Consider the following 1,348-nt stretch of genomic DNA (forward strand, 5'->3'; position numbering starts at 1 on the left):
TGAATCGCCCTGGAAATCCCGGAGGCTCCTGACCTTGGAAACGAGGATGCAGGTATGCCGAAGGAACAGTGTGCCGGGAAGCCCACGGCGCGTCGTTACAGCCCGGAGGAGAAGGCCGCCGCGGTGCGGATGGTCCGGACCCTTCGTGCCGAGTTGGGTACCGAGCAGGGCACGGTGTCGCGGGTGGCACGTCAGCTCGGCTACGGAGTGGAGTCGGTGCGTTCCTGGGTGCGTCAGGCAGACATCGATGGCGGATACGCTCCAGGATTGTCCACCGCGGAGTCGGCGCGGATCAAAGAGCTTGAGCAGGAGAACCGAGAACTCAAGCGTGCCAACGAAATACTGAAGCGCGCCGCTAGTTTTTTCGGCGCGGAGCTCGACCGCCAACACAAGAAATAGTCGACTTCATCGACGCCCAGCGGGAGGAGTTCGGGGTCGAGCCCATCATCAGCGTCCTGCGATCAGCAGGCGTGGTGATGGCCCCGAGCACCTACTACGACACCAAGTCCCGCGGTCTGTCGGCACGCGCGCGACGTGACGCCGAACTGGGTCCGGTCCTGGTGACGCTGTGGGAGGACAACTACCGCGTCTACGGGGCCCGCAAGCTGTGGAAAGCCGCCGGTCGGGCCGGCCACGACGTCGGGCGCGATCAGGTCGCCCGCCTCATGCGGGCCGCCGGCATCTGCGGGGCACGGCGCGGCAAACGGGTCAAGACCACCAAACCAGATGCCAGCGCCGCGCGGCACCCCGATCTGGTGAAACGCAAGTTCACTGCGACGGCGCCGAACCAGCTTTGGGTGACGGATCTGACATTCGTGCCGACCTGGGCCGGCGTGGCGTATGTGTGTTTCATCGTCGATGCCTACTCCCGGATGATCGTGGGCTGGCGGGTGGCCAGTCATATGCGGACCTCGATGGTCCTCGACGCGTTGGAGATGGCGCGTTGGTCACGCGGAAACCTGTTGTCGGGCTTGACATGTCACTCCGATGCCGGATCCCAGTTCACCTCTATCCGCTACGGCGAACGGCTCGCTGAGATCGGACGCGATCCCCTCTATAGGATCGATCGGGGACAGCTTCGACAACGCCCTCGCGGAGACAGTGAACGGCTACTACAAGGCCGAGTTGATCTACGGCCCCGCCCGCAGCGGGCCGTGGAAGACCGTCGAGGACGTCGAGCTGGCCACCCTCGGGTGGGTCTACTGGCACAACACCAACCGCTTACACGGCTACCTCAACGACGTCCCACCCGCCGAGTACGAAGCCACGTTCTACGATGCACAACGGACCGACCAACCACTGGTCGCAATCCAATAGCCCGAGCCTCCGGCAAAACCAGGGCGATTCA

Annotated in this window: 1 pseudogene and 1 other annotated feature; the pseudogene reads left to right on the forward strand. The window is 64.2% G+C overall.

Annotated features, from left to right (window positions below):
* The first annotated feature begins 54 nt into the window (after positions 1-54).
* Positions 55-1,317, forward strand: a pseudogene (locus tag E0T84_RS31550) (IS3 family transposase).
* Positions 354-485 (forward strand) — a sequence feature (AL1L pseudoknot). It overlaps the preceding pseudogene by 132 nt.
* Positions 1,318-1,348: the final 31 nt, after the last annotated feature.

This window comes from Mycobacterium sp. DBP42 (assembly GCF_005924235.1).
Taxonomy (GTDB): Bacteria; Actinomycetota; Actinomycetes; order Mycobacteriales; family Mycobacteriaceae; genus Mycobacterium; species Mycobacterium syngnathidarum.